Annotated in this window: 24 protein-coding genes; 12 read left to right on the top strand and 12 right to left on the bottom strand. The window is 70.7% G+C overall.

From position 1 onward, the window contains the following. Positions 1-27 precede the first annotated feature (27 nt). The 6 genes from AAH979_RS06020 to AAH979_RS05995 all read left to right on the top strand — a co-directional run bounded on the left by AAH979_RS06020 (position 28) and on the right by AAH979_RS05995 (position 4,009). Positions 28-1,839 carry an asparagine synthase-related protein gene (locus AAH979_RS06020; RefSeq protein ID WP_346257023.1) on the top strand — a complete coding sequence of 604 codons (1,812 nt, stop codon included), beginning with the start codon at positions 28-30 and terminating at the stop codon, positions 1,837-1,839. A 9-nt stretch (positions 1,840-1,848) separates the two neighbouring features. Beyond that, entirely contained in the window at positions 1,849-2,109 is a 261-nt protein-coding gene (locus AAH979_RS06015) for a lasso peptide biosynthesis PqqD family chaperone (protein WP_346257022.1), read from the top strand. Further along, positions 2,106-2,546 (top strand): lasso peptide biosynthesis B2 protein, encoded by a 441-nt coding sequence (locus AAH979_RS06010; RefSeq protein ID WP_346257021.1) that lies wholly within the window; start codon positions 2,106-2,108, stop codon positions 2,544-2,546. Before AAH979_RS06015 ends, AAH979_RS06010 begins: the two co-directional genes overlap by 4 nt. Continuing rightward, entirely contained in the window at positions 2,543-3,085 is a 543-nt protein-coding gene (locus AAH979_RS06005) for a MauE/DoxX family redox-associated membrane protein (protein ID WP_346257020.1), read from the top strand. Before AAH979_RS06010 ends, AAH979_RS06005 begins: the two co-directional genes overlap by 4 nt. 9 nt (positions 3,086-3,094) lie before the next feature. Continuing rightward, positions 3,095-3,649, top strand: a complete 555-nt coding sequence (locus AAH979_RS06000) for a hypothetical protein (RefSeq protein ID WP_346257019.1) — start codon at positions 3,095-3,097, stop codon at positions 3,647-3,649. A 126-nt stretch (positions 3,650-3,775) separates the two neighbouring features. After that, a complete protein-coding gene (locus AAH979_RS05995; protein ID WP_346257018.1) occupies positions 3,776-4,009 on the top strand; it encodes a DNA-binding protein in 234 nt (77 codons plus the stop codon). Here the strand turns inward: AAH979_RS05995 and AAH979_RS05990 are convergent. Further along, positions 4,006-5,058: a Glu/Leu/Phe/Val dehydrogenase dimerization domain-containing protein gene (locus tag AAH979_RS05990; RefSeq protein ID WP_346257017.1), complete on the bottom strand. Its 1,053-nt coding sequence runs from the start codon at positions 5,056-5,058 to the stop codon at positions 4,006-4,008. The two genes, AAH979_RS05995 and AAH979_RS05990, sit on opposite strands and share 4 nt — an antisense overlap. Positions 5,059-5,172: 114 nt before the next feature. Between AAH979_RS05990 and AAH979_RS05985 the strand changes: the two genes are divergently transcribed. After that, positions 5,173-5,631: an Lrp/AsnC family transcriptional regulator gene (locus AAH979_RS05985; RefSeq protein WP_346257016.1), complete on the top strand. Its 459-nt coding sequence runs from the start codon at positions 5,173-5,175 to the stop codon at positions 5,629-5,631. Between the two features lie 164 nt (positions 5,632-5,795). Here the strand turns inward: AAH979_RS05985 and AAH979_RS05980 are convergent, their stop codons facing one another. After that, positions 5,796-6,482, bottom strand: coding sequence for a DNA alkylation repair protein (locus AAH979_RS05980; RefSeq protein ID WP_346257015.1), 687 nt, complete (start codon positions 6,480-6,482; stop codon positions 5,796-5,798). A gap of 87 nt (positions 6,483-6,569) precedes the next feature. Continuing rightward, positions 6,570-8,063 carry an MFS transporter gene (locus AAH979_RS05975; protein ID WP_346257014.1) on the bottom strand — a complete coding sequence of 498 codons (1,494 nt, stop codon included), beginning with the start codon at positions 8,061-8,063 and terminating at the stop codon, positions 6,570-6,572. Between the two features lie 254 nt (positions 8,064-8,317). On the opposite strand from AAH979_RS05975, the gene AAH979_RS05970 reads away from it, so the two are divergent. Next, on the top strand, positions 8,318-8,689 hold the full coding sequence (locus tag AAH979_RS05970) for a YciI family protein (protein WP_346257013.1): 372 nt from the start codon (positions 8,318-8,320) through the stop codon (positions 8,687-8,689). Next, positions 8,686-9,939 carry a sigma-70 family RNA polymerase sigma factor gene (locus AAH979_RS05965; protein WP_346257012.1) on the top strand — a complete coding sequence of 418 codons (1,254 nt, stop codon included), beginning with the start codon at positions 8,686-8,688 and terminating at the stop codon, positions 9,937-9,939. The genes AAH979_RS05970 and AAH979_RS05965 overlap by 4 nt, the downstream gene beginning before the upstream one ends. Positions 9,940-10,025: 86 nt before the next feature. Here the strand turns inward: AAH979_RS05965 and AAH979_RS05960 are convergent, their stop codons facing one another. Further along, positions 10,026-10,730: a VOC family protein gene (locus AAH979_RS05960; RefSeq protein WP_346257011.1), complete on the bottom strand. Its 705-nt coding sequence runs from the start codon at positions 10,728-10,730 to the stop codon at positions 10,026-10,028. A 200-nt stretch (positions 10,731-10,930) separates the two neighbouring features. Further along, on the bottom strand, positions 10,931-11,518 hold the full coding sequence (locus tag AAH979_RS05955; RefSeq protein ID WP_346257010.1) for a TetR family transcriptional regulator: 588 nt from the start codon (positions 11,516-11,518) through the stop codon (positions 10,931-10,933). A gap of 67 nt (positions 11,519-11,585) precedes the next feature. On the opposite strand from AAH979_RS05955, the gene AAH979_RS05950 reads away from it, so the two are divergent. Both AAH979_RS05950 and AAH979_RS05945 read left to right on the top strand, forming a co-directional pair. Further along, positions 11,586-12,452 carry a class I SAM-dependent methyltransferase gene (locus AAH979_RS05950; RefSeq protein ID WP_346257009.1) on the top strand — a complete coding sequence of 289 codons (867 nt, stop codon included), beginning with the start codon at positions 11,586-11,588 and terminating at the stop codon, positions 12,450-12,452. 104 nt (positions 12,453-12,556) lie between these two features. Continuing rightward, on the top strand, positions 12,557-12,856 hold the full coding sequence (locus tag AAH979_RS05945) for a hypothetical protein (protein ID WP_346257008.1): 300 nt from the start codon (positions 12,557-12,559) through the stop codon (positions 12,854-12,856). 52 nt (positions 12,857-12,908) lie between these two features. Here the strand turns inward: AAH979_RS05945 and AAH979_RS05940 are convergent, their stop codons facing one another. From AAH979_RS05940 to AAH979_RS05915, 6 genes are all read right to left on the bottom strand, one after another. Next, the gene (locus tag AAH979_RS05940) at positions 12,909-13,091 is read right to left on the bottom strand and encodes a hypothetical protein (RefSeq protein ID WP_346257097.1); all 183 of its coding nucleotides are present in this window, start codon (positions 13,089-13,091) and stop codon (positions 12,909-12,911) included. Between the two features lie 167 nt (positions 13,092-13,258). Continuing rightward, positions 13,259-13,852, bottom strand: coding sequence for a lytic polysaccharide monooxygenase (locus tag AAH979_RS05935; RefSeq protein WP_346257007.1), 594 nt, complete (start codon positions 13,850-13,852; stop codon positions 13,259-13,261). Positions 13,853-14,133: 281 nt separating this feature from the next. Continuing rightward, entirely contained in the window at positions 14,134-15,222 is a 1,089-nt protein-coding gene (locus tag AAH979_RS05930) for an enolase C-terminal domain-like protein (RefSeq protein WP_346257006.1), read from the bottom strand. After that, positions 15,219-18,356, bottom strand: a complete 3,138-nt coding sequence (locus AAH979_RS05925) for an FAD-linked oxidase C-terminal domain-containing protein (RefSeq protein ID WP_346257005.1) — start codon at positions 18,354-18,356, stop codon at positions 15,219-15,221. The genes AAH979_RS05930 and AAH979_RS05925 overlap by 4 nt, the downstream gene beginning before the upstream one ends. Before the next feature lie 70 nt (positions 18,357-18,426). Continuing rightward, positions 18,427-20,193, bottom strand: coding sequence for a thiamine pyrophosphate-dependent enzyme (locus AAH979_RS05920; RefSeq protein WP_346257004.1), 1,767 nt, complete (start codon positions 20,191-20,193; stop codon positions 18,427-18,429). Positions 20,194-20,227: 34 nt separating this feature from the next. After that, on the bottom strand, positions 20,228-20,404 hold the full coding sequence (locus AAH979_RS05915) for a hypothetical protein (RefSeq protein WP_346257003.1): 177 nt from the start codon (positions 20,402-20,404) through the stop codon (positions 20,228-20,230). 419 nt (positions 20,405-20,823) lie between these two features. On the opposite strand from AAH979_RS05915, the gene AAH979_RS05910 reads away from it, so the two are divergent. Further along, on the top strand, positions 20,824-21,045 hold the full coding sequence (locus AAH979_RS05910; RefSeq protein WP_346257002.1) for a hypothetical protein: 222 nt from the start codon (positions 20,824-20,826) through the stop codon (positions 21,043-21,045). Between the two features lie 206 nt (positions 21,046-21,251). On the opposite strand, the gene AAH979_RS05905 is transcribed toward AAH979_RS05910, so the two are convergent. Continuing rightward, complete coding sequence (locus AAH979_RS05905; RefSeq protein WP_346257001.1) at positions 21,252-21,479, bottom strand: hypothetical protein; 228 nt, start codon at positions 21,477-21,479, stop codon at positions 21,252-21,254. Positions 21,480-21,648: the final 169 nt, after the last annotated feature.

Raw genomic sequence — 21,648 nt, 5'->3', positions numbered from 1 at the left:
GTAGTGCCCATGGTGGCCGTTCCGGACATGGCATCCGGGCTTTCGTGGTTCGTGGTCGTCCCAGACACCGAGGCCGGTCGCGCGCTCGCCGAGCCGCTCCGGCAGCGGGCCACGGGGCTGCGGATGCTCACCCATGCCTCCGGACGCCCATGGCTGCTCGGCCGGTGGACGGACGACGAGGTGGCGGTGGCCGAGTTGGGCGACCGCCGCCTCGTCGCGCTCGGCGAACACCGTCTCTCAACGGATGACCTCGAACGACGCGGTGCGGGCGCCCGCGACGCCGCGCAGATGTGCGCTGCCCTGCAGGGCCTGCCCGGAAGCTTCCACGCGCTCGCCGCGACCCCGGCGGGGACGGCGGTGCACGGCAGCCTGTCCGGATACCGCCGGGTCTATTTCGTCTCGGTGGGGGAGCAGACCGCCGCCGGCGACCGGGCCGACGTACTGGCCGGGCTGGGCGGCGCGCAGGTCGACGACGAGGCGCTTGCCCTGCGGATGCTTGCCCCGTACGCCCCCTGGCCGATCTTCTGGCAGCCGGTCTGGCGCGGAGTGCACGCCGTACCTCCGGACGGGCGGCTACTTCTGGATCGTGCCGCGGCACCGCGCATCGTGACCCGATGGCGCGCTCCCGAACCCGTGCTCGACCTGGCCACCGCCGCCGACCGGCTGCGTCGGGCGCTGTCCGAGGCCGTGGCCGTACGCGCGGGCGCCCACGACGTGATAGCGAGCGACCTGAGCGGCATGGATTCGACGTCGCTGTGCGCGCTGGCCGTCGGCAGCGGCAGCCGGGTGGTAGGGCTGACGTGCGTGAGCCCGGACCCGCTCGACGACGACCTGCCGTGGGCCCGCCGGGCCGCCGCCGAACTCGGCTCCGTGACCCACGAGGTGGTGGACGGCGAGGCGAACCCCCTGCCGTACGAGGGCATCCTCCGGGCGGAGGACCGCTTCGACGAGCCGACCGCCGCGGTGCTGTACCGAGCGAGCTTCCTCGCCGTGTCCCGCCGGGCTGCCGCGCACGGCGCTCGTACCCGTCTCACCGGGTTCGGCGGTGACGAACTGCTCACCGCCGACCCCATGATGCAACTGACCCTGCTGGCAACGCATCCGTGGCAGGCTCTTCGTCACCTGCGACTGCTGCGCGCGGCATACCGGTGGCGACGCCGGGACACGCTGCGGGCGGTCGTGGACAGGCGCTCGTACGGCCGCTGGATGGCGTCGCTCGGCGAGGACCTTGACGGTGCCGGGAGCGCGCGGGTGCGTCCGCTCCTCGGCTGGGGAGCACCGGTCGCGATCGCGCCGTGGCTCACCGCGGATGCCAGGGCGGGGCTGGGCGAGGCACTGCGCGAGCGGGCGGCCGCGGCAGTGCCGCTCTCCGGCGACCGCGGGCTACACGGCCGGCTCGCCGGGGTGTACGCAGGTGCGGCAAATGCCCGGCACCTCGCCCAATCGACCCGCCGGGCCGGGGTGACCGCGGCTCTGCCGTACCTCGACGACCAGGTCCTCGAGGCATGCCTGGCGGCGCACCCCGCACACATCACCTCACCCCGGGACTACAAGCCCCTGATCCGCGCCGCCATGCAGGGAGTGCTGTCACCGGCTCTGCTGGCGCGGGACACCAAGGCCGACACCTCGATCGCCGCCGCCCGTGGCGCCCACCGGTACCGCGACGACCTGCTCGCACTCGCCGACGATTCGCGGCTGGCCGGACACGGCCTCGTGGACGCCGATGCACTGCGCGCGGCCGTTCGCGATCCGGACGACCGCACCTGGTACGACCTCGACCAGACTCTGGCCTGCGAGACCTGGCTACGCACCGTGGAGCCCGCACCCGCTATCCGATGAGGAACGACCATGACGTGGAAGCTACCCGACCGGGTGTCCTGGACGCCGACCGAGTACGGCGGCGTGCTCCTGGACTCCAGCTCCGGCGAGTACTGGACGCTCAACCCGACCGCGGCGGCGGTGCTCGCCTCGCTGCTGGCCGACGGGAGCCCCGAGCACGCGGCGGCACGACTCGAGGAGGAGTTCGACGGCGATGCCGCGGCGATGGCCGCGGACGTGCCCGGGCTGATCGCCGACCTGGAGGCGGCTGGACTGGTGGTCGCGGCGTGACCTCGGAACAGGTACTCAAACACGACCCCCGGCGCCTGGGTATGCGGCGGCGGCTGGTCGTGCGCGCGGTCGTTGCCATGGCCAGGCTGCTGGCCGTGCAGAAGCCCGATCGCATTCATCGAGTACTGCACCGCCTGAGCCGTGGCGCGCGTCCGGCGAGTCGTGCGGAGGCGGCCACCGCACGCCGGGACACCGTCGCGATCAGCGCCTTCTGTAGCGGTCCACTCGGATGCCTGCCGCGTTCGATCGCCACCGTGCTGCTGTGCCGGCTCGAAGGCGGCTGGCCGGTGTGGCACGCCGGCGTACGGCGGTATCCGCCTTTTGGTGCGCATGCCTGGGTCTCGGTGGACGGCGCCGCGGTGGACGAGCCGTACCCGGAGGACTTCCACATCCCCCTGCTGACCGTCGCCGCCGAGAACCGCCAGGAACTCGGATGAGCGCGGTGCTCCCGTACCTCTGCCTGGTCTGCCGTGGCGCGGTCGTCGTGGTGTTCGCGCTCTCTGCGTTCGGCAAGCTTCGCAGCCGGGCGGCGTACGCGCGGTTCCGACGTTCCACCCGCCTGTTGACGGGCCTGCCGGAGGAACCGGCCTCGGCGCTGGCCCGGCTCGTCGTCGCCGGCGAGGTGACCGTGGCGGTGACCACATCCGCGGGCCCGCTCTCCACCGCTGGACTCGGCGTGGCCGGCGTGCTGCTGTGCGGCTTCACCTGGGCACTGGCGCGGTCCCCGGAATCCGGGCAGGCACTGGAGTGCGGCTGCTTCGGCTCGTCGGTTTCCGCCACCCGCCACACCGCCATCGCCCGTAACGTCCTGCTGCTGGGCGTGGTGTTCGGCGGACTCGTGAGCAGCCACCTCGCGACCGGGGCCGTATCGATGCGCTGGGACGCCATCCTGCTATGTGCGCTGGCCGCCGTCGCGCTGGCCACCTTCATCACCCGCCTGCACGAGATCACCTCCCTGTTCACCGCTCGTCTGTGAGGCCGCGTCATGTCCGTGCTCGTCGCCGCCGTCGTGCTCAACAGCATCGTGTGCGCGTTCAACACCGCCCTGCTGGCGGCGGTCGTGCGGCGCCTGCGCTACCAGTCCGAACTGCTGTCGGAGGTGGAGAGGCAGGGAGTTCCCGCGCGTGCACTGTCCCGCGGTGACACCGTGGGAGGCTTTCTCGCTCACGACACCCGCGGCCGCCCGGTCACTCCGGACGTACCGGCGGACACGCTGGTCGGCTTCTTCAGCCCCACCTGCGCATCCTGCCGCCGCGAGCGCGCACGGTTCCGGGTGGTGGCGGCCCGGTGGCCGGGCGGCTCCGGGCGGGTGCTCGCCGTGGTGACGGGACCCGGCGCGTCGGCCCGGTTCCTCAACCAGTTGGACCCGGTGGCCCGGATCGTCGTCGACGCAGACGAGGCGATGCGGCACGCGTTCGGTATCGAGGGATTCCCGGCGATCTTCGTACTGGCGGAGTCCGGGTGCGTGACCTGGACCGGTATCCACGCCGATGCGGTGCCGGGCCTGACCGCAAACCCGATCGGCCCGGAGACCCGGTGACCGCACGCACGAGGCGGAGCCTGGAGGTCGGGATGATGGCAGCACTGCGGGAGCCCTGCGGCAGGTCGGAGCCGCCGCACTCCGTGGGGTCGCGGGTCGGCAGCGCGGCGGAACTATCGTGATCGCGTGAGTACTCGCCATGTGCCCGTGCAGATCGGTGACCTGCCACCGATCGGACGGCCAGCCAACAGCGCCTTGCTCGAAGCCGGTATCACGACGCTGGCGGAAGTGGCCGCCCACCGGCGCCGGGATCTACTGGCCTTGCACGGGGTCGGGCCGCGGGCGGTCAGCATCCTGGCCGCCGCGCTGGCCGAGCGTGGCCTTGCCTTTGCAGTGCCGAGTGGTGGCGGCAGAGGCTAGCCACGACCGCCGTGAATGCGCTGGCGGGCGCGGGAGCGCGCGGCTTCGGCCGGGGTCGAGCCGGTGGTTCGGGCGGTATGCAGGATGCTGGCGAGGGTGTCGGCGATGCCGCTGACCCGGACGGTGGCCTGGGCGGAGGTCTCGTTCAGCAGCTCGACGGCGGTGGCGTGGATGATGCCGCCGGCACTGACGACGATGTCCGGCGCCCAGAGGATGCCGCGCTGGTGCAGCAGGTCGGCGGTGGCCGGGGTGTCGAGTTGGTTGTTGGCCGGTCCGGCGATCGCGACGCAGCGCAGCGCCGGCACCGAACGCGCGGTCAGCAGGCCGCCGAGAGCGGCGGGAACGAGCACCTCCACGTCGGCGCTCAGGCACTCCTGCGGAGTGACCCAGGCGGCACCGGCGGCGTCGGCGAGCGGACGCAAGCTCTCGTCGATGTCGCTGGCGACCAGGGTCGCGCCGGCGTCGGCGAGCATCCGCAGCACGTGGCCACCGACCCGGCCGAGGCCGAGCACGGCGAAGCTGCGCAGGGACAGGTCGTCCGAGCCGAACCTTTCGGAGCACAGAGCGTGCAGTGCGGCGAGTACCCCGACCGCGGTGTACTCGGAGGAGTCGCCGCTGCCGCCGGCGTCGACCGGTCGGCAGAACGCGTACGGGGTGCGCTCGGCGATCGTGACCATGTCGTCCGGTCCGGTGCCCACGTCCGGGCCGGTGGCGTAGCTGCCGCCCAGACCGGCGATGACGTCGCCCACGTCGTGCAGCACCGCCGTGCGGTCGGCAGTGCTCGGCGGGCCGCCCACGGGCAGGGCGACGACGGTCTTGCCACCGCCGTTGGGCAGACCGGCGAGCGCGCACTTGTCCGACATCGCGGCGGAGAGCCGCAGCGCGTCGGTGAGCCCGTCACTCCAGTGCGGGTAGGGTGCGAGCCGGCAGCCGCCGATGGCCTGCCCGAGCTTGGTGGAGTGCACCGCGACCACGATCGGCAGGCCCGATCGTGCGCCTTGCCTGACGACGACGTGTTCGTGCGTGAAGTCGGTGTCGATCCCGCTCATGACCATGATGGCTCCCTGCCGTTCGTTTGCCGCAGCGGGCCGACATTAGGCAGGTGACCGGCGCCGTCCGGCTCTTCCCGAACATCGTTCGACAGAAGTGGCAAGATCTGGGTCGTGGACGAACTTGATACGGCGATCATCGAACGCCTGCAAACGGATGCACGGCAGACCAACCGCGAACTGGCCCGCGCGGTCGGCATCGCGCCGTCCACCTGCCTCGAGCGGGTACGCGCCCTCCGGGAACGCGGCGTGATCACCGGATTCCACGCCGAGATCAGCCTGCCCGCGCTCAACCGCGGTGTCCAAGCCCTGCTGCACGTGCAGGTCCGGCCCCTGAGCCGTACGGTCATCGACCGTTTCAAGAAGTACGCGATGGATCTGCCCGAGGTGCTGTCGGTGTTCGTCGTGGCGGGCGGCGACGACTTCCTGGTCCACGTCGCCGTGCCCAGCGTGGACGGCCGGCACGCCTTCCTCATGGACAAGTTCAGCGGACGCCGCGAGATCGTCGGCTTCCGCAGCTCGATCATCTACCAGCACGCCCGCAAGCAGGTCATCGAACCGATCGATCTATGATCATGTGAGCGCGGTCCCCGCCAGCCAGAATCGCGCCCATATCTGCCGCGCGCAGGGTACCTGGTCTGGCATATCCGCGCACCACGTCCGAGCTGCGGCCTGCCACCCGCTCCAGTCCTCGTCGCCGGCGGCCCGACGGTCAACGAGCGTGCGGGTGAACCTTCCTACTGGGCCTGCTGTCGGCGCACCATCTCGCTGATCCAGATGGGCGCGAACGGAGACGTGCAGCCCGGGGGAGTCGGGTAGTCCTTGAGCACCTCCAGGCGCTCGCCGATGGCGATCGCACGGGCCCGGTGCTCGGCGTGCTCGATCCCGATCTGAGCCAGGCAGTGGTTCATCGCCCACTGCAGGCGATCCGGGGCGTCCTTCATCTCCGCCTCGACGACGTCGAGCAGTCCTGCGAGGTCGAGGCCCTCGGGTTTCTTGGCCACGCGCTCGGTGGTCAGCGCCCAGCCGGCACTCGCGACCACCGGATCCGGATCGGCAAACCAGGCCAGGCGAAGCTCTTCGGAGTGCGGGTTGTTCTTCACCACGTAGTTCACGAGCCAGTCGTGCACCTTGGGTGTGCGCGCCGCACGCAACATGACGTCCAACTCGTCACGCCCGAACGCCCTCGGTCGGCAGATCAGGATCGCCAGCAGTCTCGCCGCGGTCTCATCCGTCTCCCAGAGTTGGCGCGCGAGTTCCTGCTGCGTCTTCAGCCGCTTCGCGAGTGCGCGCAGCTTGCCGAGGTTCACACCATGATCGTCACCGTGTTTCTCGTTCACCTTGCGGATCTTCGGGTCCTCGAGCTCGGCCAGCTCGGCCATCACCTCGGCCAGCATCGTCTCGGTCAGCGTCGTCTCGGCCATCTCAACCTCCTGTCCACCACGTGCGAGATAGCAGCCTACGACGGAGTCCCTGCCGGTGGACTTCCGCCGCGAGCGACCGGCAGGGTCCTATCCGCGAGTCGTCTCGTATTCGGGGAGTACGGCCGGGGCGGTCCGGGTTGCCGGGCGCATGGTCAGGACCAGTACGGCCAGTCCGGTGAAGATGATCGCGGCGGCGACGCCGGTGACGTGCAGGCTGGTGGTGAACGCCTCCCGCGCGCTGTGCAGCAGATCCGCGCCCTGACCGGCGGGAAGATGCCGGCTCGCGGCGACCGCGCCGGCCAGAGAGTCGGACGTGCCGTCCATCCCGCTGCGGTAGACCACCGCGGCCAGCACGCCCAGCAGCGCGAAGCCGAGCGAGCCACCGAAGTAGTTGCCGGTCTCCGACATCGAGGCCGCCGAACCGGCCCGCTCGGGCGGTACGGACCCGACGACCAGCCCGGTTCCCAGCGCGAACAGCGGACCGGTGCCCAACGCCAGCACGGCGATGCCGATCATCACCATCGGCAGGGCGCCCGCACCGTGCACGCCGACCAGCAGCAGGCTGCCGAGCGCAGACCCCACCAGCCCACCGGCGATCGCGGTCGCCGGCCTCATCCGCCGGGTCAGCGCCGGCGCGGCCATGGTGCCGACCGCGGTGCCCAGGCCCATTGGTGCGAACAGCATCGCCGACGCGACCGGCGAGAATCCCAGCACGCCCTGCAGATACTGGGTCACCAGCAGTCCCGTACCCGCCATGGCGATCCCGGCGAAGGCCAGCGCGATGAGTACGGCCGTGAACGGGCGGCTGCGGAACAGCCGCAGGTCCAGCAGCGGTGTATCCAGCCGCAACTGCCGGCGTACGAACAGGTAGCCGATGACCGCGCCGAGGACGAGGGCCGCGGCCGGTACGACCGACACGTGCTCGACGGTCAACTGCTTGATGCCGAAGACCATCAGAAGCACGGCCGCGAGCGACAGCCCGACGCTGGCCAGGTCCAGCCTGCCGACGTGGTCGCTGCGGAACTCCGGCAGCAGGGCCGGCCCGGCGACCAGCAGCAGCACCATCGCCGGCACGGCGGCGAGGAACACCGATCCCCACCAGAAGTGCTGGAGCAGGAGTCCGGCGAGTACGGGACCGAGCGCGCCGCCGGTGAACTGGCAGGCCGCCCAGATCGCGATGGCCCGCCCGCGCTGTCGGACGTCCCGGAACATGTTGGTGATCAGGGCAAGGGTGGACGGCGCCAGGGAGGCGCCGGCAACGCCCAGCAGCGCACGCGCGACGATCAGCACCAGCGGGTTGGCCGCGAAGGCCGCCACGACTGACAGCACCGCGAAGGCCGCCCCGCCGATCATCAGCAGCCGGCGGCGGCCGATCCGGTCGCCGAGCGTACCCATCGTGATGACCAGGCCGGCCACCATGAAGCCGTAGCTGTCGCTGATCCACAACTGCTGGACGTTGGTGGCACCCAGGTCGGCGCTCAGCCGTGGGAGCGCGAGGAGCAACGCCGTCGTATCGATCGCGACGAGCGACGTCGGCATCATGAGGACGGCCAGTCCCAGCCATGCCCGGTTGACTCGCATATCCGAAATTTCCTGTTCTCTCGACGTGTCGCAGGTTGGTCGGAACGGCCGAGAGCTTCTTGACATCAGTACGGGAGAAATCTCTCCCGTCTGCCACGGCGGGCGTCACCCGAAATGACGACCTCGCGGTCCGGGTGGTGCGACGGTGGAGAACCTCATGCGAAAGTCCTGGCCGGGACGTCAAGACGGCGGCGGCGGCTCCGACCAACCGGCGAAGGGCCAACCAGGGCTCGCGAACCACGAGGAGTACCAGGATGCAGTTCCTGATCAGCCTGCACATCAACCCGGCCGTGCTGGACGCGCTGACCGACGAGGAGAGGGCGGCGATCGGCGACGGCCACGGCACGTTCATCGAGGCGCTGAAGGAGTCCGGCGAGCTGATCACCACGCAGGCGTTGGTGGATCCGTCGCAGGCCGCTGTGGTGCGCGTACGCAACGGCCAGCCGGTGGTGACCGACGGCCCTTTTCTGGAGTCGAAGGAGTATCTGGGCGGTTTCTACCTGATCGACTGCGAGAACAAGGAGCGGGCGATCGAGCTGGCACTGCAGATCCCGGACGCCGCGATTGAGGGTCTGGGTGTCGAGGTGCGGCAGGTGATGTTCGCTGACGGACAATTGGAGGCATGACGGCACGAGGCATCGAGGACCTGCTGCGTGAGCTGACGCCGCAGGTCCTCGGCGCGCTGGTGCGTCGGCACGGCCAGTTCGAAGGGTGTGAGGACGCCGTGCAGGAGGCCGTGCTCGCCGCCACCGTGCGGTGGCCGGCCGAGGGGGTGCCGGACAATCCGCGCGGCTGGCTGGTGACCGTCGCGTCCCGGCGGTTCATCGACCAGCTGCGCAGTGACCGCGCGCGCCGCGAGCGGGAGTCGGCCGTAGCCACCGAACTGGTGCCCGAGGACGTACCGGACACCGACGACACCCTTGTCCTGCTGTTCCTGTGCTGTCATCCGACGCTGACCGCGGCCTCACAGATCGCCCTGACGTTGCGGGCGGTCGGCGGCCTGACCACCGCCGAGATCGCCCGCGCGTTCCTGGTGCCGGAGGCGACGATGGCGGCCAGGATCAGCCGGGCCAAGCAGCGCATCAAGGCGGCCGGCAGCTCGTTCCGCCTGCCGCAGGGCGCGGAGCGCGAGGAGCGGCTACGGGTCGTCCTGCACGTGCTCTACCTGATCTTCAACGAGGGGTACGCCGCCTCCTCCGGCACCGAGGTGCACCGTGCCGACCTCGCGCACGAGGCGATCCGGCTGACCAGGATGGTGCACGCCCAACTGCCCGAGGACGACGAGGTGACCGGGCTGCTCGCGCTGATGCTGCTGACCCACGCTCGCCGGAAGGCGCGTACGACGGCAGCCGGCGACCTGGTGCCGCTGGACGAGCAAGACCGCACGAAGTGGGACCGCGGACTGATCGACGAGGGCACCGAACTGGCCAAGGCGTCATTGGCCGGCCCGGCGCTGGGGCCGTACCAGCTACAGGCCGCCATCGCGGCCACGCACGACGACGCGACCACGGCCGAGGAGACCAACTGGGCGCAGGTGCACGCCCTCTATCTGATCCTGGAACGAATCGCTCCGAACCCGATGGTCACCCTCAATCGGGCGGTCGCGCTCGCCGAGATCGAGGGGCCGTCGGCCGGACTGGCCTTGCTCTGCACACTCGATGACGACGAGCGGATGGCCGGGCATCACCGGCTGCTGTCCGTACGGGCGCATCTACTGGAGAAGACCGGCGACACGGCCGGGGCGTACGACCACTACCGGCGCGCCGCGAAGTCCACCGCCAGCATCGCCGAGCGACGTTACCTGGAGTCCCGGGCCAGCCAGGTGAGGCCGGGACCCGGTGATGGATGCCCCGCTATCAGATATCGCTGCCGTTGATCGGCTGATCCTGGCCGTGGCCGCCGGTGGTGGCGCCCACCTGCGGGCGCCGCCCTGACCTCCTGGGCAACCCGGTCGCGCTGTGGTCAGCTCCCCCTGACGCAGAACTCGTTGCCGTCCGGATCGGCCAGCACGACGGCGCCGTCCTGGTCGACCTCGAGCCGAGTGGCCCCGAGGGAGACCAGCCGGTCGACCTCCGCCTGCTGGTCACCGCCGGCCGGGGCGAGGTCGAAGCGCTGCCGGTTCCTCACCTCTTTCGGGGCCACGGGCGGGCCTCCCCACGCGACCTTCGTACCGCCGTTCGGTGACTGGATCGCGGTCTCCTGGTCCTGGTCCCACACCAGCGGCCAGCCCAGCGCCTCGCTCCAGAAGAGGCCGACCTCCCGGGTGCCGTCGCAGGCGAGCTCCCCGAGCAGGCCGCAACCGGCAAGGAAGGCGTTGCCCGGCTCGATCACGCAGAACTCGTTGCCCTCGGGGTCGGCCAGGACGACGTGCCCCTCCTCGGGGCGCTGCCCGACGTCGAGGTGGCCGGCGCCGAGCCCCAGCGCCGTCGCCACCTTGTGCTGCTGGTCGGCGAGGCTGGTGCTGGTCAGGTGAAGGTGCATGCGGTTCAGCCCCACCCTCTCCGCGCGGCTCGGGACGAACCGGAGACTGAGCTGGGCATCGTCGCCGGGCAGGAGCGCACTGCCGGTTTCCTCGACGACCTCCCGGCCGAGGACGCCGGCCCAGAACTGCGCCAGGCGAGCCGCGTCGTGCGCATCGAAGGTTACCGTCAACAGTCGCGAGAGCATCACCGCACAGTAGACACGGGCCGGCAGGACAACAAGTCGGCGGGCCGCGCCTGACGTGTCGCGACCGGCGCAGGGCGCCGGCAGTTGCCGGACGTTCCGGACTGCCCCGATCCCCACGTCGTTTTAAATGGGCGTACCACCGGTGACGAGAAGTCGATGAGCGAATCCCTTGACTGCCTGGGTCGGGGATGGGGCGGCAGTCACCGTATGGCGCTGGCCAGGACCGTGGTCACGACCTTGCGGACGGCCGCGGGCTCCGGTGGGCTGCCCGGCTGCTCGGTGAAGAGCAGGTGCGCGGTGCCGATCAGGGTGGGTGCGAGGGTGTCGATGTCGGTGTCGGAGGCGATCCGGCCATGGTCCCGCTCGGCCGTCAGGTACCCGGCGATCATGGCCACGCCCTCGCCGACGAGCGGAAACCGGGCGGTGCCGGCCGCACGCAGCCGCGTGCGCAGTTCGTCCCGGGCGATGACGAGGACCACGATCGCGACCATGACCGGCTCGAAGAGGGTCATCAGGGCACGGGTCAGGTTGTCGGCGACGCTACCGGTCCCGGCTGCCTCCCGCAGGGCACTGGCCTGGGCCTCGACCTGAGCGATGCGCTCCAGCACCAGCTCGGCGAGGAAGGCGTCGAAGTCGGCGAAGTGCCGATGCAGGACCCCCTTGGCGACGCCCGCCTCCGTGGTGACCGCCCGACTGGTGAGGCCGGTGACACCGTCGTGGACCAGCACCCGCACCGCGGCGTCGAAGAGTTGTCGGCGTGGATCTTGTAATGCTACGCCGGTCGGCAACGGGCGTCCTTCCCTCACTGAGCGAACACGATTGCAGTAGTGGGCATGCGCCCACTACTGTGGGCGCATGCCCACTGTACCGTCCTCGCCCACCCCAAACCCGCACCTGCACCGCCGCATGGCGGAGTCGTTCGGGGTCGACCCCGAACGGTACGACCGGAGCCGGCCCCCGTACCCCGACGCCATGATCGAGCGGATCGTGGCTCTCAGCCCGGGCACCGACTTCCTCGACATCGGTTGCGGCACCGGCATCGAAGCCCGCCAGTTCCTGGCCGCCGGCCGCGCGGTGCTCGGTGTCGAGGCCGATCCCCGGATGGCCGGCTTCGCGCGCGGGACCGGCCTCAAGGTCGAGGTCGCGACCTTCGAGGCGTGGGAGCCGGCCGGGCGCACCTTCGACGCGGTCGTCTCCGGTACGGCCTGGCACTGGGTCGACCCGATCGCAGGTGCGGCGAAGGCGGCACGGATCCTGCGGCCGGCCGGCGTGCTGGCGCCGTTCGGGCACGTGTACCAGCTTCCGCCCACCGTGGCGGACGCCCTCGCCGCGGCGTACCGCCGCGTGGTCCCTGACTCACCGCTCAACCTCGGCGGCCCTGCCGACGGCTCGATCCTCGACGGGTACCAGGCGCTGTACGCCAGGGCTGCGGACGGGATCCGCGAGGCGGGCGGGTTCAGCGAGCCCGAACTGTGGCGGTACGACTGGAAGCGCTCGTACACCCGCGACGAGCTCTTGGACCTCGTGTCGACCTCGGGCGGGCTCAGTAGTCTGCCGCCAGACCGGGTGGCGGCGGTGCTGGCGGACGTGGGCACGGCGGTCGACGATCTGGGCGGCTCCGTCACGCTGCCGTACGCCACCTGGGGCCTCACCGCGACCCTGACCGGTGTCCAGTCCGGGGAGAGTGAGGGGAGGGGGCGTCACGTTCGTGGCAGCGGGTGAGGCGTGACGTCCTCGTCATCTGTGGCGATCTGGGCGTCGTGCGGTCGAGGCTGCGGCAGCGGCTGGTTGCTCAGGACTGCTCGGTGAACTGTCATCATGCTTCCATGCCGCTGCCCGCACCTTTGCTTCTGGCCAAGGCGCTTCGTCTGCTCGACCGGGGCGAGGTGACGCGGGCGGAGGGCACGCTCAGGGACGCGCTGGCCGCCGGGGATGCCGACACCGGCGGTGTCACCAGGGTTGTCGTCCTCTGCTGTCTCGGCGATCTGATGGCCCGGCAGGGCCGGCGCGCCGAGGCCGTCGAAATGCTTCGCTTGTGCCTGGACACACCGGTGCCGGGCGATCTCGACGATGTATGCGCCGACGACCGGGCCCGGGCACGGCACCTGCTCGCCGGGTTGTCGTGACCAAGCCTCTACGCTGGCACTGGCCAGAAGCTGGATCCGCTGGGGACAGCTCTCAGTGGGGTGGCAGTGGTGCGACCGGGCGTACCGCGGTGAACTGGGCGTGCTCGTACCGGGTGGCGGAGAGTAGCAGCAGCCACTCGTCGCAGCCTTGCCAGGGAGAGAGGTCGGCGGCGCCATCCGGAACGTGCCGCCCGGAACCTTCCGGAACACCACCCCGGACGGGGTGTGCCGCCATGCCGGGCGCCCGGCCACGAGCGCCTCGGTCCACATGCCGCCGAACGCTAGCAGCCCGGTTGCCGGTCGGTCTTTCCGCACGGCCGGCTGGGCCACCGTCGGTGGAACTACTCCGGCCCAGGACGATGTCCTGGGCCGGAGTAGTTCCGCGGCTGTCGTTCCTGCGGATCAGGAGATGTTGATGTCGCTGCACCACATGTAGGCCTGGTCCAGGTGCGATGCCTGCCAGATCACGAAGAGGATGTGGTGGCCGGTGCGCCCAGAGGTCGAGACGTTGAACGAGATGTTCTGCGCCGGCGCGTAACGCCCGGTCGTCGTGATCAAGTCGAGGTTTCCCCAACCGAGGCGCTGGGTGGTTGGGTTGAACCCCTGCTTGGTGACGTAGACCCGGAAGTAGTCGGCACCGTGGCTGGCCTGGTCGTACAGCTGGACCGTGAAGCTGCGGCCGACGTTGGTCGCCTTCCACGATCCGGGGTTGTTCAGGCTGTTGTTCCTGGAGAGGGCGTTGCTGCACAGCTGTCCGTCGGGGGTACGGGCTTGGAACTGTCCACCGAGGCCGTCGCGCAACGCGCTCATCCAGTTCCACATGGTGTCAGGGTTGGCCTGGAACGCCTGGTAGCACATGGGGTCCTGTTGCTGCATGGCCGGGTTCGTGTGGTTGTTTCCCCAGTCCTTCCAGCACTGGTAGGCCCGAGACGACGGGTTGATGATGGTGCCGTGAGCTTGAGCCGTGCCGGTCCAGGTCAGCGTGCCGAGCACCATGCTGAGCACAACGACAAGCGCTCGAAGGGGCTTGCGGGCGGCTGACCGAGATCGCCCACCGGATTGATCGGGCTTGTGTGAACGCACTGTACATCCTCCGTTCCTCGGCGCTGACGATCACTGTGGGAGCGCTTCCAGCAAGTATCACACCTACGGTTCGAAATATCAACGATCGTCTATTAGTATTGGCATGGACCGAGTTGGCCGAAGTCGCCGTCGGGTGCGTGGCTTGTCCGACCCCGACGGGCGGGGAAATCCGGCGGTCGGTGGATCAGAGGCCGTCAGGCTATCCGCAACGGCTCGGCGTCGGTGTGCCGCAGCGCCAGCCCGTTGCCCGGTTCCGTCAGGTTCACCGGGGCGTCGCCGCCGAGTGCCTGCACCGCGCCGTCGAAGAGGAGTGCCTCGATGCGGACGTGGTCGTGGAACCACTCCAGATGTCGTAGGTTCGACACCGCCGCGGCGACGGCGAGGTGCTGGTTCGGCGCGGTGTGCGCGGAGACCTCCAGTCCGGCCGCTGCGGCCACCGTCGCCGCCCGGAGAAACTCACTGATCCCACCGCACCGAGTCACATCGACCTGCTGGCAGTCCACATACGGCACCATGCGCTGGAAGTAGGCCAGGTCGTAGCCGTACTCGCCGGCCGCCACGTCGGCGGTCACCCGGTCCCGGACCATGCCCAGCCCGGCCAGGTCATCGGAGCTGACCGGCTCCTCGAACCACCGGATGTCGAGGTCGCCGGCCGCCCGCAGCACCCGGATCGCCTGCTTGCGCCGGTAACCGCCGTTGGCGTCGACGTAGAGTTCGGCGTCCTCGCCGATGCTGCGACGGGCGGCTGCCATCCGGGCCAGGTCGCGTTCCTCCTCGGCCCCCCAGGAGCCGCCGATCTTGATCTTCACCCGGGGGATGCCCTGCTCCCGTGTCCAGGCAGCCAACTGCCGGTGCTGCCGCTCCCTGTCGTAGCTGGTGAATCCGCCGCTGGCGTAGACCGGCAGCCGACGCCGTACGGTACCGAGCAGGCGGGCCAGCGGCAGGTTCAGCCGGCGGGCCTTGAGGTCCCAGAGTGCGTTGTCCGCCGCGGAGAGGGCCAGCGCCCCGATCCCGGGCCGGCCGGCGTTGCGCAGTTCGCGGTGCATCGCCAGCCAGGCGGCCGGTACGTCGTCCGGGTCGATCCGCGCCACGGCCGGCGCGAGCAACTCGGTGACGACACCGACGGTGGCCGCCGGCCCGTACGTCCAGCCGAGCCCGGTGAACCCGTCCGCGCTCGCCTCGGCCAGCACCAGGGTGGTGCTGGACCAGGTGAGCGTGGCGTCTGCTTCGGGCGCGTCGGTCGGCACCCGGTAGGCCCGGGCGACCAGCCGCACTCCGCTCACCGCCGGCGAGTGGTGCCGGTCCCGGACGCGCCCGGCCCGCGCCCCGGGACACGGGTGCCGGCCAGCGCGGTCAGCGCGCCGATCAGCGCGCCGGTCGCCGCGACCCCGGCCGCCGCGCCGACCAGCGCCCGCAGCGGCGCGGTGGGCTGGTCCGGGCGCTGCGCCCAGCGGCGTTCCGGCATCGGTTCGCCGTGGTCGCCGCGCAGCCCGGCGCGGAGCAGCTCGGCGAGGTGGATCGCGGCGCGCCCGTCCGCCGCACCCTGCGCGATCTGGGTACGGCAGCTGAACCCGTCGGCGAGGATGACATCGCCCGGTTCGGCGGCGCGTACCGCCGGCAGCAGCACCCGTTCGGCGCAGGCCTCGGAGACCTCGTAGTGCCCCCGTTCGAAGCCGAAGTTGCCGGCCAGCCCGCAACAGCCGGAGTCGAGGAAGTGCGCCGTCACCCCGGCCTGGCGCAGCACCGCCTCTTCGGCGGTTGTGCCGAGCACGGCGTGCTGGTGGCAGTGGGTCTGGATCAACGCGGTCCGGGAGAGCCGGGGCGGCCGCCAGCCGGGGGTGTGCTCGTGGAGCAGTTCGGCCAGGGTCACGGTCTGCCGCTTGAGCCGGCGCACGTCCTCGTCGTCGGGAAACAGGTCGAAGGCGTCCGCCCGGAACACCGCGGTGCAGGAGGGTTCCAGACCGACCACCAGTGCGCCGGCCCGCAGATGACGCCGCAGCGAGGCCACCGTACGCCGCAACACCCGTCTGGCGGTGTGCAACTGGCCGGTGGAGATCCAGGTGAGGCCGCAGCAGACGGTCTCGGCCGGCATGCGTACCCGCCAGCCGGCGGCTTCCAGCAGCTCGACGGCGGCCCGGCCGACCGACGGGTGGAACCGGTTGGTGAAGGTGTCCGGCCAGAGCACCACCTCGCCCCGCGACCCGTCGCCGCTCGGGGTCCGGTCGGCGAACCAGCGCTGGAGCGTCTGCTCGGCGAAGAGCGGCAGCTCACGGCGGTGGTCCAGGCCCGCCGCCGACTTGACCAGCCGGGCCAGGCCAGGCGCGTGGGTCAGGCTGTTGACCAGCCAGGGCACCCGCGACGCGGCCGTGGCCAGGGCGGGCAGCCAGCCCATCGAGTAGTGCGCGCGGGGTCGCAGCCGCCCGGCGTAGTGGTGGGAGAGGAACTCGGCCTTGTAGGTGGCCATGTCGACGTTCACCGGACAGTCGGACTTGCAGCCCTTGCAGGCGAGGCAGAGGTCGAGGGCGTCGCGGACCGCGGTGGAGCGCCAGCCGTCGCCGATCGTGCCGCCCCGGTCGGTACCGTCGAGCATCTCGAAGAGCAGCCGCGCCCGGCCCCGGGTGGAGTGCTCCTCCTCCCGGGTCACCATGTACGACGGGCACATCACCCCGCCGTGTTCGCGGCGGCACTTGCCCACCCCGACGCAGCGCAGTACCGCCCGGGGGAAGCTGCCGGCGTCCTCCGGGTAGCGGAACACCGTGTCGACCGGGCCGTGGTTGTAGTCCACGCCGAGCCGTAACTGGGTGTCCATCGGGTACGCGGGCGTCACCTTGCCGGGGTTCATCCGGTCGGTCGGATCGAAGATGGCCTTGAACTGGCCGAAGGCGCGAGCCACCCGCTCGCCGAACATCCGGGGCAGCAGTTCGCCGGTGGCCTGCCCGTCCCCGTGCTCGCCGGAGAACGAGCCGCCGTACGAGACGACCAGGTCCGCTGCGCGCTCCACGAAGGACCGGAACTGTCGTACGCCGTCGGCGGTGCGCGGTTCGAAGGGGATCCGGCTGTGCACGCATCCCTGCCCGAAGTGCCCGTAGCGGGACGCCTGCTCGAACCCGAACTCCTGGTAGAGCCGATCGAGGTCGCGCAGGTAGGCGCCGAGCCGCTCGGGCGGGACGGCCGAGTCTTCCCAACCGGGATAGGTGTCGGCCATGCCGGGCACCCAGGCGGTGGCGCCGAGGCCGGCCTCCCGGACCGTCCAGAGCTGCGCCTCGTCGGCCTCCTTCTCGAAGCGGAAGACGATCGGCCCGTCCAGGCCCTGGATCTCCGCGCTGAACCGCTGCGCGGCCTCGTCGGCCTCCCGCTCGGTGTCCGCACCGAACTGAACCATCAGCCAGCCGCCGCCCGGTGGCAGCAGGTGCAGGGCCGCCGGGTGCAGGTGCTTGCGCTTCTCGAAGTCGATGAGCTTGTCGTCGATCCCCTCCAGGGCGATCGGGTCGTACGGCAGGACGCGCGGCACGTCGTCGGCGGCGGCGGCGAGATCCGGATAGCCGAGCACGACCAGACACCGTGCCTTGATCGTGGGCAGCAGACGCAACCGGGCACGCAGGATCGTGACCAGGGTTCCCTCCGCGCCGACCAGCGCCTGGCCGACGTGGAACCGGTTCTCCGGCAGCAGGCTGTCGAGGTTGTAGCCCGAGACCCGGCGGGGGATCTTCGGGAAGCGGGCGCGGATGTCGTCGGCGTACTCGTCGCGCAGCGCCCGGAGCTGCCGATAGATCTCGGCCCGCCGGCCGCCGCCGCGCTGGATCTCGGCGTACTGCTCGTCGCTGGTCTCGCCCACCCACATCCGGGTGCCGTCGTAGAGCAGCACCTCCAGTTCGACGACGTTGTCGACCACTTTGCCGGTGCGCTGGGCGCTGGCACCGCAGGAGTTGTTGCCGAGCATGCCGCCGACGGTGCAGTGGTCGTGGGTAGCCGGCATCGGGCCGAACTCCAACCCGTACGACGCCAGCCGCTCGTTGAGGGTGTCCCGGACGATGCCCGGCTCGACCAGGCAGGTCCGCCGCTCCTGGTCGACCTCCAGCACCCGGTGGCAGTACTTCGACCAGTCCAGCACCACGGCCACGTTGGTGCACTCGCCGATCAGGCTCGTACCGCCGCCACGGGACAGCACCGGGGCCGCGTACCGCCGGCAGACCGCCACCGCCGCCACGGCCGCCTCCACGGTACGTGGCAGCACCACCCCGAGCGGGACCTGGCGGTAGTTGGAGGCATCGGTCGAGTACGCGGCCCGGGAGCCGGCGTCGAATCGCACCTCCCCGTCCACCACGGCGCGCAGGTCGGCCGCGAGCCCCGACAGGTCGATCCCCTCGACGGGCCCGGGGGCCCGGGTGACCGGGTCGGGCAGGTGTATCGCACTCATCTCGGTACTCCGGTTCGCTCCGTGCCGCCAGCCGGCACGCCGCGCCCGATGACCCGCTCGCCACACTCGCTCATGACCGAAGCTGGTTGATCTTGTCGCGGGTGACCGTGGCCAGCTTGGCCATCCGGTTCGGCTCGCCGCGCAGGAACGCTTCGGTGAACGCCTTCGCCTGCTCGTAGCGCACCTTGCCGGGCATCGGCGGCTCGTCGGCGTTGACCTGGCAGTCCAACAGCGCCGGCCCCGGGTGGGCCAGGGCCGCCCGGATCGCGGCGGAGACCCGGCCCGGCTCCGTGATCTTGGCACCGTACCCGCCGCAGCTCTGGGCCCAGGCGGCGAAGTCGGGCTCCGGCTGCGGGTGCCGGACGGCGTACTCGGGATAGCCGAGGACGATCTGCTCCCAGAGGATCTGCCCGTACGCGTTGTTGTTGTTGACGATCACCTTGATCGGCAGTTCGTGCCGGACCGCGGTGAGGAACTCCGCCATCAGCATCGCAAAGCCACCGTCCCCGACGTACGCGATCACCTGCCGACCGGGGTACGCGCGCTGGATGGCGATGGCGTACGGCAGGCCGCACGCCATCGTGGCGAGGTTGCCGGAGAGGTAGTACTCCCGGCCGCCCCGGATCGTCCAGTGCCGTGCCGACCAGGTGGCGATGGTGCCGGAGTCGCAGGTGAGAATCGCGTCGTCGGCGGCCATCTCGTCCAGGCAGCCGACCACGTACTGCGGGGCGATCGGGTGCCGGCTCGGGTCGCAGAGCGACTTCATGTCTGCCTGCCACTCGTCGCGGGCCCGCTGGTACTTGCCGAGGAAGGAGCGGTCCGAGGCCGGTCGCAGCATCGGTACGAGCTGCTTGAGCGCCAGCCCGGCGTCGGCGGTGACCGCCGCCGCTACCGGCAGCCGCATGCCGATCTGGTCGGTGTCCCGGTCGATCTGGACCACCTTCGCCTGCCCGGGAGAGGGCAGGTAACTGGCGTACGGGAAGTTCGTTCCGACCATCAGGAGGGTGTCGCACTCCTCCATCAGTTCCTCGCTCGGCTTCGTGCCCAACAGCCCGAGACCGCCGGTGGCGAGCGGATGCTCGTCGGGAACGACCTGCTTGCCGGGGAGCGTCTTGACGATCGGCGCGGCCAGGCGGTCGGCGGCGGCCAACACCTCGTCGCGGGCGTTCCGGGCGCCGACGCCGACCAGTATCGCGACCTTGCGGCCGGCGTTGAGCACCTCGGCGGCCCGCTCCAGTTCCTCCTGCACGGCCGGCACCGGAGGACGGGCGACCGACGGGCTGCTGCGTGGCGGGGCTCCCGGGCTGACATGCCGGTACGGGTCGGCCGCGGCCGCCGCCACCTGCACGTCGTTCGGAAAGGTCAGGTGCGCCACCGTGTGCCTGGCCAGGGCGGTGCGGACGGCGATGTCGACCACACCCGGCACCTGCTGCGGGTTCATGACCACCACGTTGTAGCCGGCGACGTCCTGAAAGAGCAGGTCGGTGTGCACCTCCTGCTGGTATTGGGAGCCGATGACCGAGGTCTCCGACATGCCGGTGAGGGCCAGTACCGGGACGTGGTCGAGTTTCGCGTCGTACAACCCGTTGAGCAGGTGGATCGCTCCTGGGCCAGAGGTGGCGGCGCAGACGCCGAGCCGCCCGGTCGCCTTGGCGTACCCGGTGGCCATGAAGGCCGCGGCCTCCTCGTGGTGGACCAGTACGAACCGCAGCCGCTCCCGCTGTCGACGGAAGCCTTCCATCAGGCCGTTGATCCCGTCGCCGGGCAGCCCGAAGATCGTGTCGACGCCCCACTCGACCAGGCGGCGGGCAACGACCTCTCCGACAATCTCCTGCATGACTGGTCCCCCGTATCCGGCCGGCCGAACTGGTTCAGCGACGGCGGCGGCCGAGCAGATAACCGACGACCAGGGCGACCGCGATCCCGACCGCAGCCGGCCGGGCCACCCGGCCGCGGAGCTGCCCCACCCCGGCCCTGGGATCCGCGGCGGTACCCGCGGCGGCACCGACCGCCCCGATGACACGGTCACCGACCCGCTCCCGCGACATCGCCCGTCCCCCTCCCGCCGCCTCAGCCCCGAACATCCACCCAACCGACGATAGCGAGTTTTTGTCCGAATACTGGACATACCGCAAAGGATCCGGGCAGCACCCCCGACAGGGGCGCGGGGTAAGCCCGGGTCGAGACCTTCATCCGGGCCGGCCGCCGACGGTCCGGAGGGGGCCACGTCCCTCCGGCTGGCGCAGACATGCCGGGGCGTGGCCGGACGTCGGGGCAGGATTGCTTTCCCTAATCGGATGAAGCCGGGTTGAAACCACGCGGTTGTAGCGTGCGCACGTGGATGAGGCGAGCGTTGGGAGGCGCAGCTAGCGTCGCTTTCTCCGTAAGGCGAACGGTGGCTGCAAACACTGGTTCGTACTCGGGCAGCCAGCCGTACCACGACGATTCGACGGGAAGGACCGGTCGCATGAAACGACACATCACCAGGGGGATCGCTATGACGGCGGCCGCCACCCTCGCGACACTGCTACTCTCCGTCGCCCCCGTACGGGCCACGGAATCGGCTACCTACTACGGCCCTTACGCCGATGAGGGAACCTGCAACTACTGGAAGTACGCGGTGGCCGCGACCGGACAACGCACGCACGGCTGCTTTTACGACATCGGTTGGTACTTCTACACGTACTGAGGCGCCGGAGCGGGCGACGAATGGGTCCCGGGATTCGACCAGTCTTCGCATCTCGGAGGTCGTGATGTAGCGAGGTCTCCGGTGTGGGTTCAGCGACCACGCGGAACCTGAACCGGAGACCTCGTGGACACCTGTAGGGTGCCGAACTCGGTTCGGGGTCTGGCGTTCCTGTGCGGGAACGGCCTCCGGTTCTCCGGCTCTCCGGTTCAGCGGCCCTCGCGGGCCTGGCGTTCCCGGGCCCTGGCTTCCCGACGGCGCTGGCCGACCCGGTCCAGCCAGTAGTAGACCGCGTCGTACCCGGCGATGCCGAGCGCGACCAGGCCCAGGATGCCGGTGATCACCGCGACCGGGACCAGGGTCAGCACCGAGCACAGTACGGCCACGACCAGGAGCCCGATCCCGATACCGAGGCTCCACCTCCCGAGTCCGCTCATGCCGTCCCCAGCTCTCCGGACAGCGCACGCTGCCCGTTCGCTCCAGCTCGCTGGCGTGGATGTGTCACCGGTGTCCCTTCGGTCCTCGTGCTCGGCGCCCCGCAGCACGTGCCCGGCGTGCGAGGCAGCATAGACGCCCCTCGTCGAACTCGTCGCGTCCACGCCGAAG

Origin of the sequence: Plantactinospora sp. ZYX-F-223, from assembly GCF_039649625.1 — a bacterium.
Classification (GTDB): Bacteria; Actinomycetota; Actinomycetes; order Mycobacteriales; family Micromonosporaceae; genus Plantactinospora.
The sequence above is the reverse complement of the archived record's forward strand: the minus strand, read 5'-3'. Positions and strand labels throughout refer to the sequence as shown.

Bases quoted from the DNA above. Each gene is read 5' to 3' on its own strand.
- AAH979_RS06020 (WP_346257023.1), top strand. From the start codon at position 28: ATGGCATCCGGGCTTTCGTGGTTCGTGGTCGTCCCAGACACCGAGGCC.
- AAH979_RS06015 (WP_346257022.1), top strand. From the start codon at position 1,849: ATGACGTGGAAGCTACCCGACCGGGTGTCCTGGACGCCGACCGAGTAC.
- AAH979_RS06005 (WP_346257020.1), top strand. From the start codon at position 2,543: ATGAGCGCGGTGCTCCCGTACCTCTGCCTGGTCTGCCGTGGCGCGGTC.
- AAH979_RS06000 (WP_346257019.1), top strand. From the start codon at position 3,095: ATGTCCGTGCTCGTCGCCGCCGTCGTGCTCAACAGCATCGTGTGCGCG.
- AAH979_RS05990 (WP_346257017.1), bottom strand. From the start codon at position 5,058: ATGAGCGGGATCGACACCGACTTCACGCACGAACACGTCGTCGTCAGG.
- AAH979_RS05980 (WP_346257015.1), bottom strand. From the start codon at position 6,482: ATGGCCGAGACGACGCTGACCGAGACGATGCTGGCCGAGGTGATGGCC.
- AAH979_RS05975 (WP_346257014.1), bottom strand. From the start codon at position 8,063: ATGCGAGTCAACCGGGCATGGCTGGGACTGGCCGTCCTCATGATGCCG.
- AAH979_RS05970 (WP_346257013.1), top strand. From the start codon at position 8,318: ATGCAGTTCCTGATCAGCCTGCACATCAACCCGGCCGTGCTGGACGCG.
- AAH979_RS05965 (WP_346257012.1), top strand. From the start codon at position 8,686: ATGACGGCACGAGGCATCGAGGACCTGCTGCGTGAGCTGACGCCGCAG.
- AAH979_RS05960 (WP_346257011.1), bottom strand. From the start codon at position 10,730: ATGCTCTCGCGACTGTTGACGGTAACCTTCGATGCGCACGACGCGGCT.
- AAH979_RS05950 (WP_346257009.1), top strand. From the start codon at position 11,586: ATGCCCACTGTACCGTCCTCGCCCACCCCAAACCCGCACCTGCACCGC.
- AAH979_RS05945 (WP_346257008.1), top strand. From the start codon at position 12,557: ATGCCGCTGCCCGCACCTTTGCTTCTGGCCAAGGCGCTTCGTCTGCTC.
- AAH979_RS05940 (WP_346257097.1), bottom strand. From the start codon at position 13,091: ATGGCGGCACACCCCGTCCGGGGTGGTGTTCCGGAAGGTTCCGGGCGG.
- AAH979_RS05935 (WP_346257007.1), bottom strand. From the start codon at position 13,852: ATGGTGCTCGGCACGCTGACCTGGACCGGCACGGCTCAAGCTCACGGC.
- AAH979_RS05925 (WP_346257005.1), bottom strand. From the start codon at position 18,356: ATGAGTGCGATACACCTGCCCGACCCGGTCACCCGGGCCCCCGGGCCC.
- AAH979_RS05920 (WP_346257004.1), bottom strand. From the start codon at position 20,193: ATGCAGGAGATTGTCGGAGAGGTCGTTGCCCGCCGCCTGGTCGAGTGG.
- AAH979_RS05915 (WP_346257003.1), bottom strand. From the start codon at position 20,404: ATGTCGCGGGAGCGGGTCGGTGACCGTGTCATCGGGGCGGTCGGTGCC.
- AAH979_RS05910 (WP_346257002.1), top strand. From the start codon at position 20,824: ATGAAACGACACATCACCAGGGGGATCGCTATGACGGCGGCCGCCACC.
- AAH979_RS05905 (WP_346257001.1), bottom strand. From the start codon at position 21,479: ATGAGCGGACTCGGGAGGTGGAGCCTCGGTATCGGGATCGGGCTCCTG.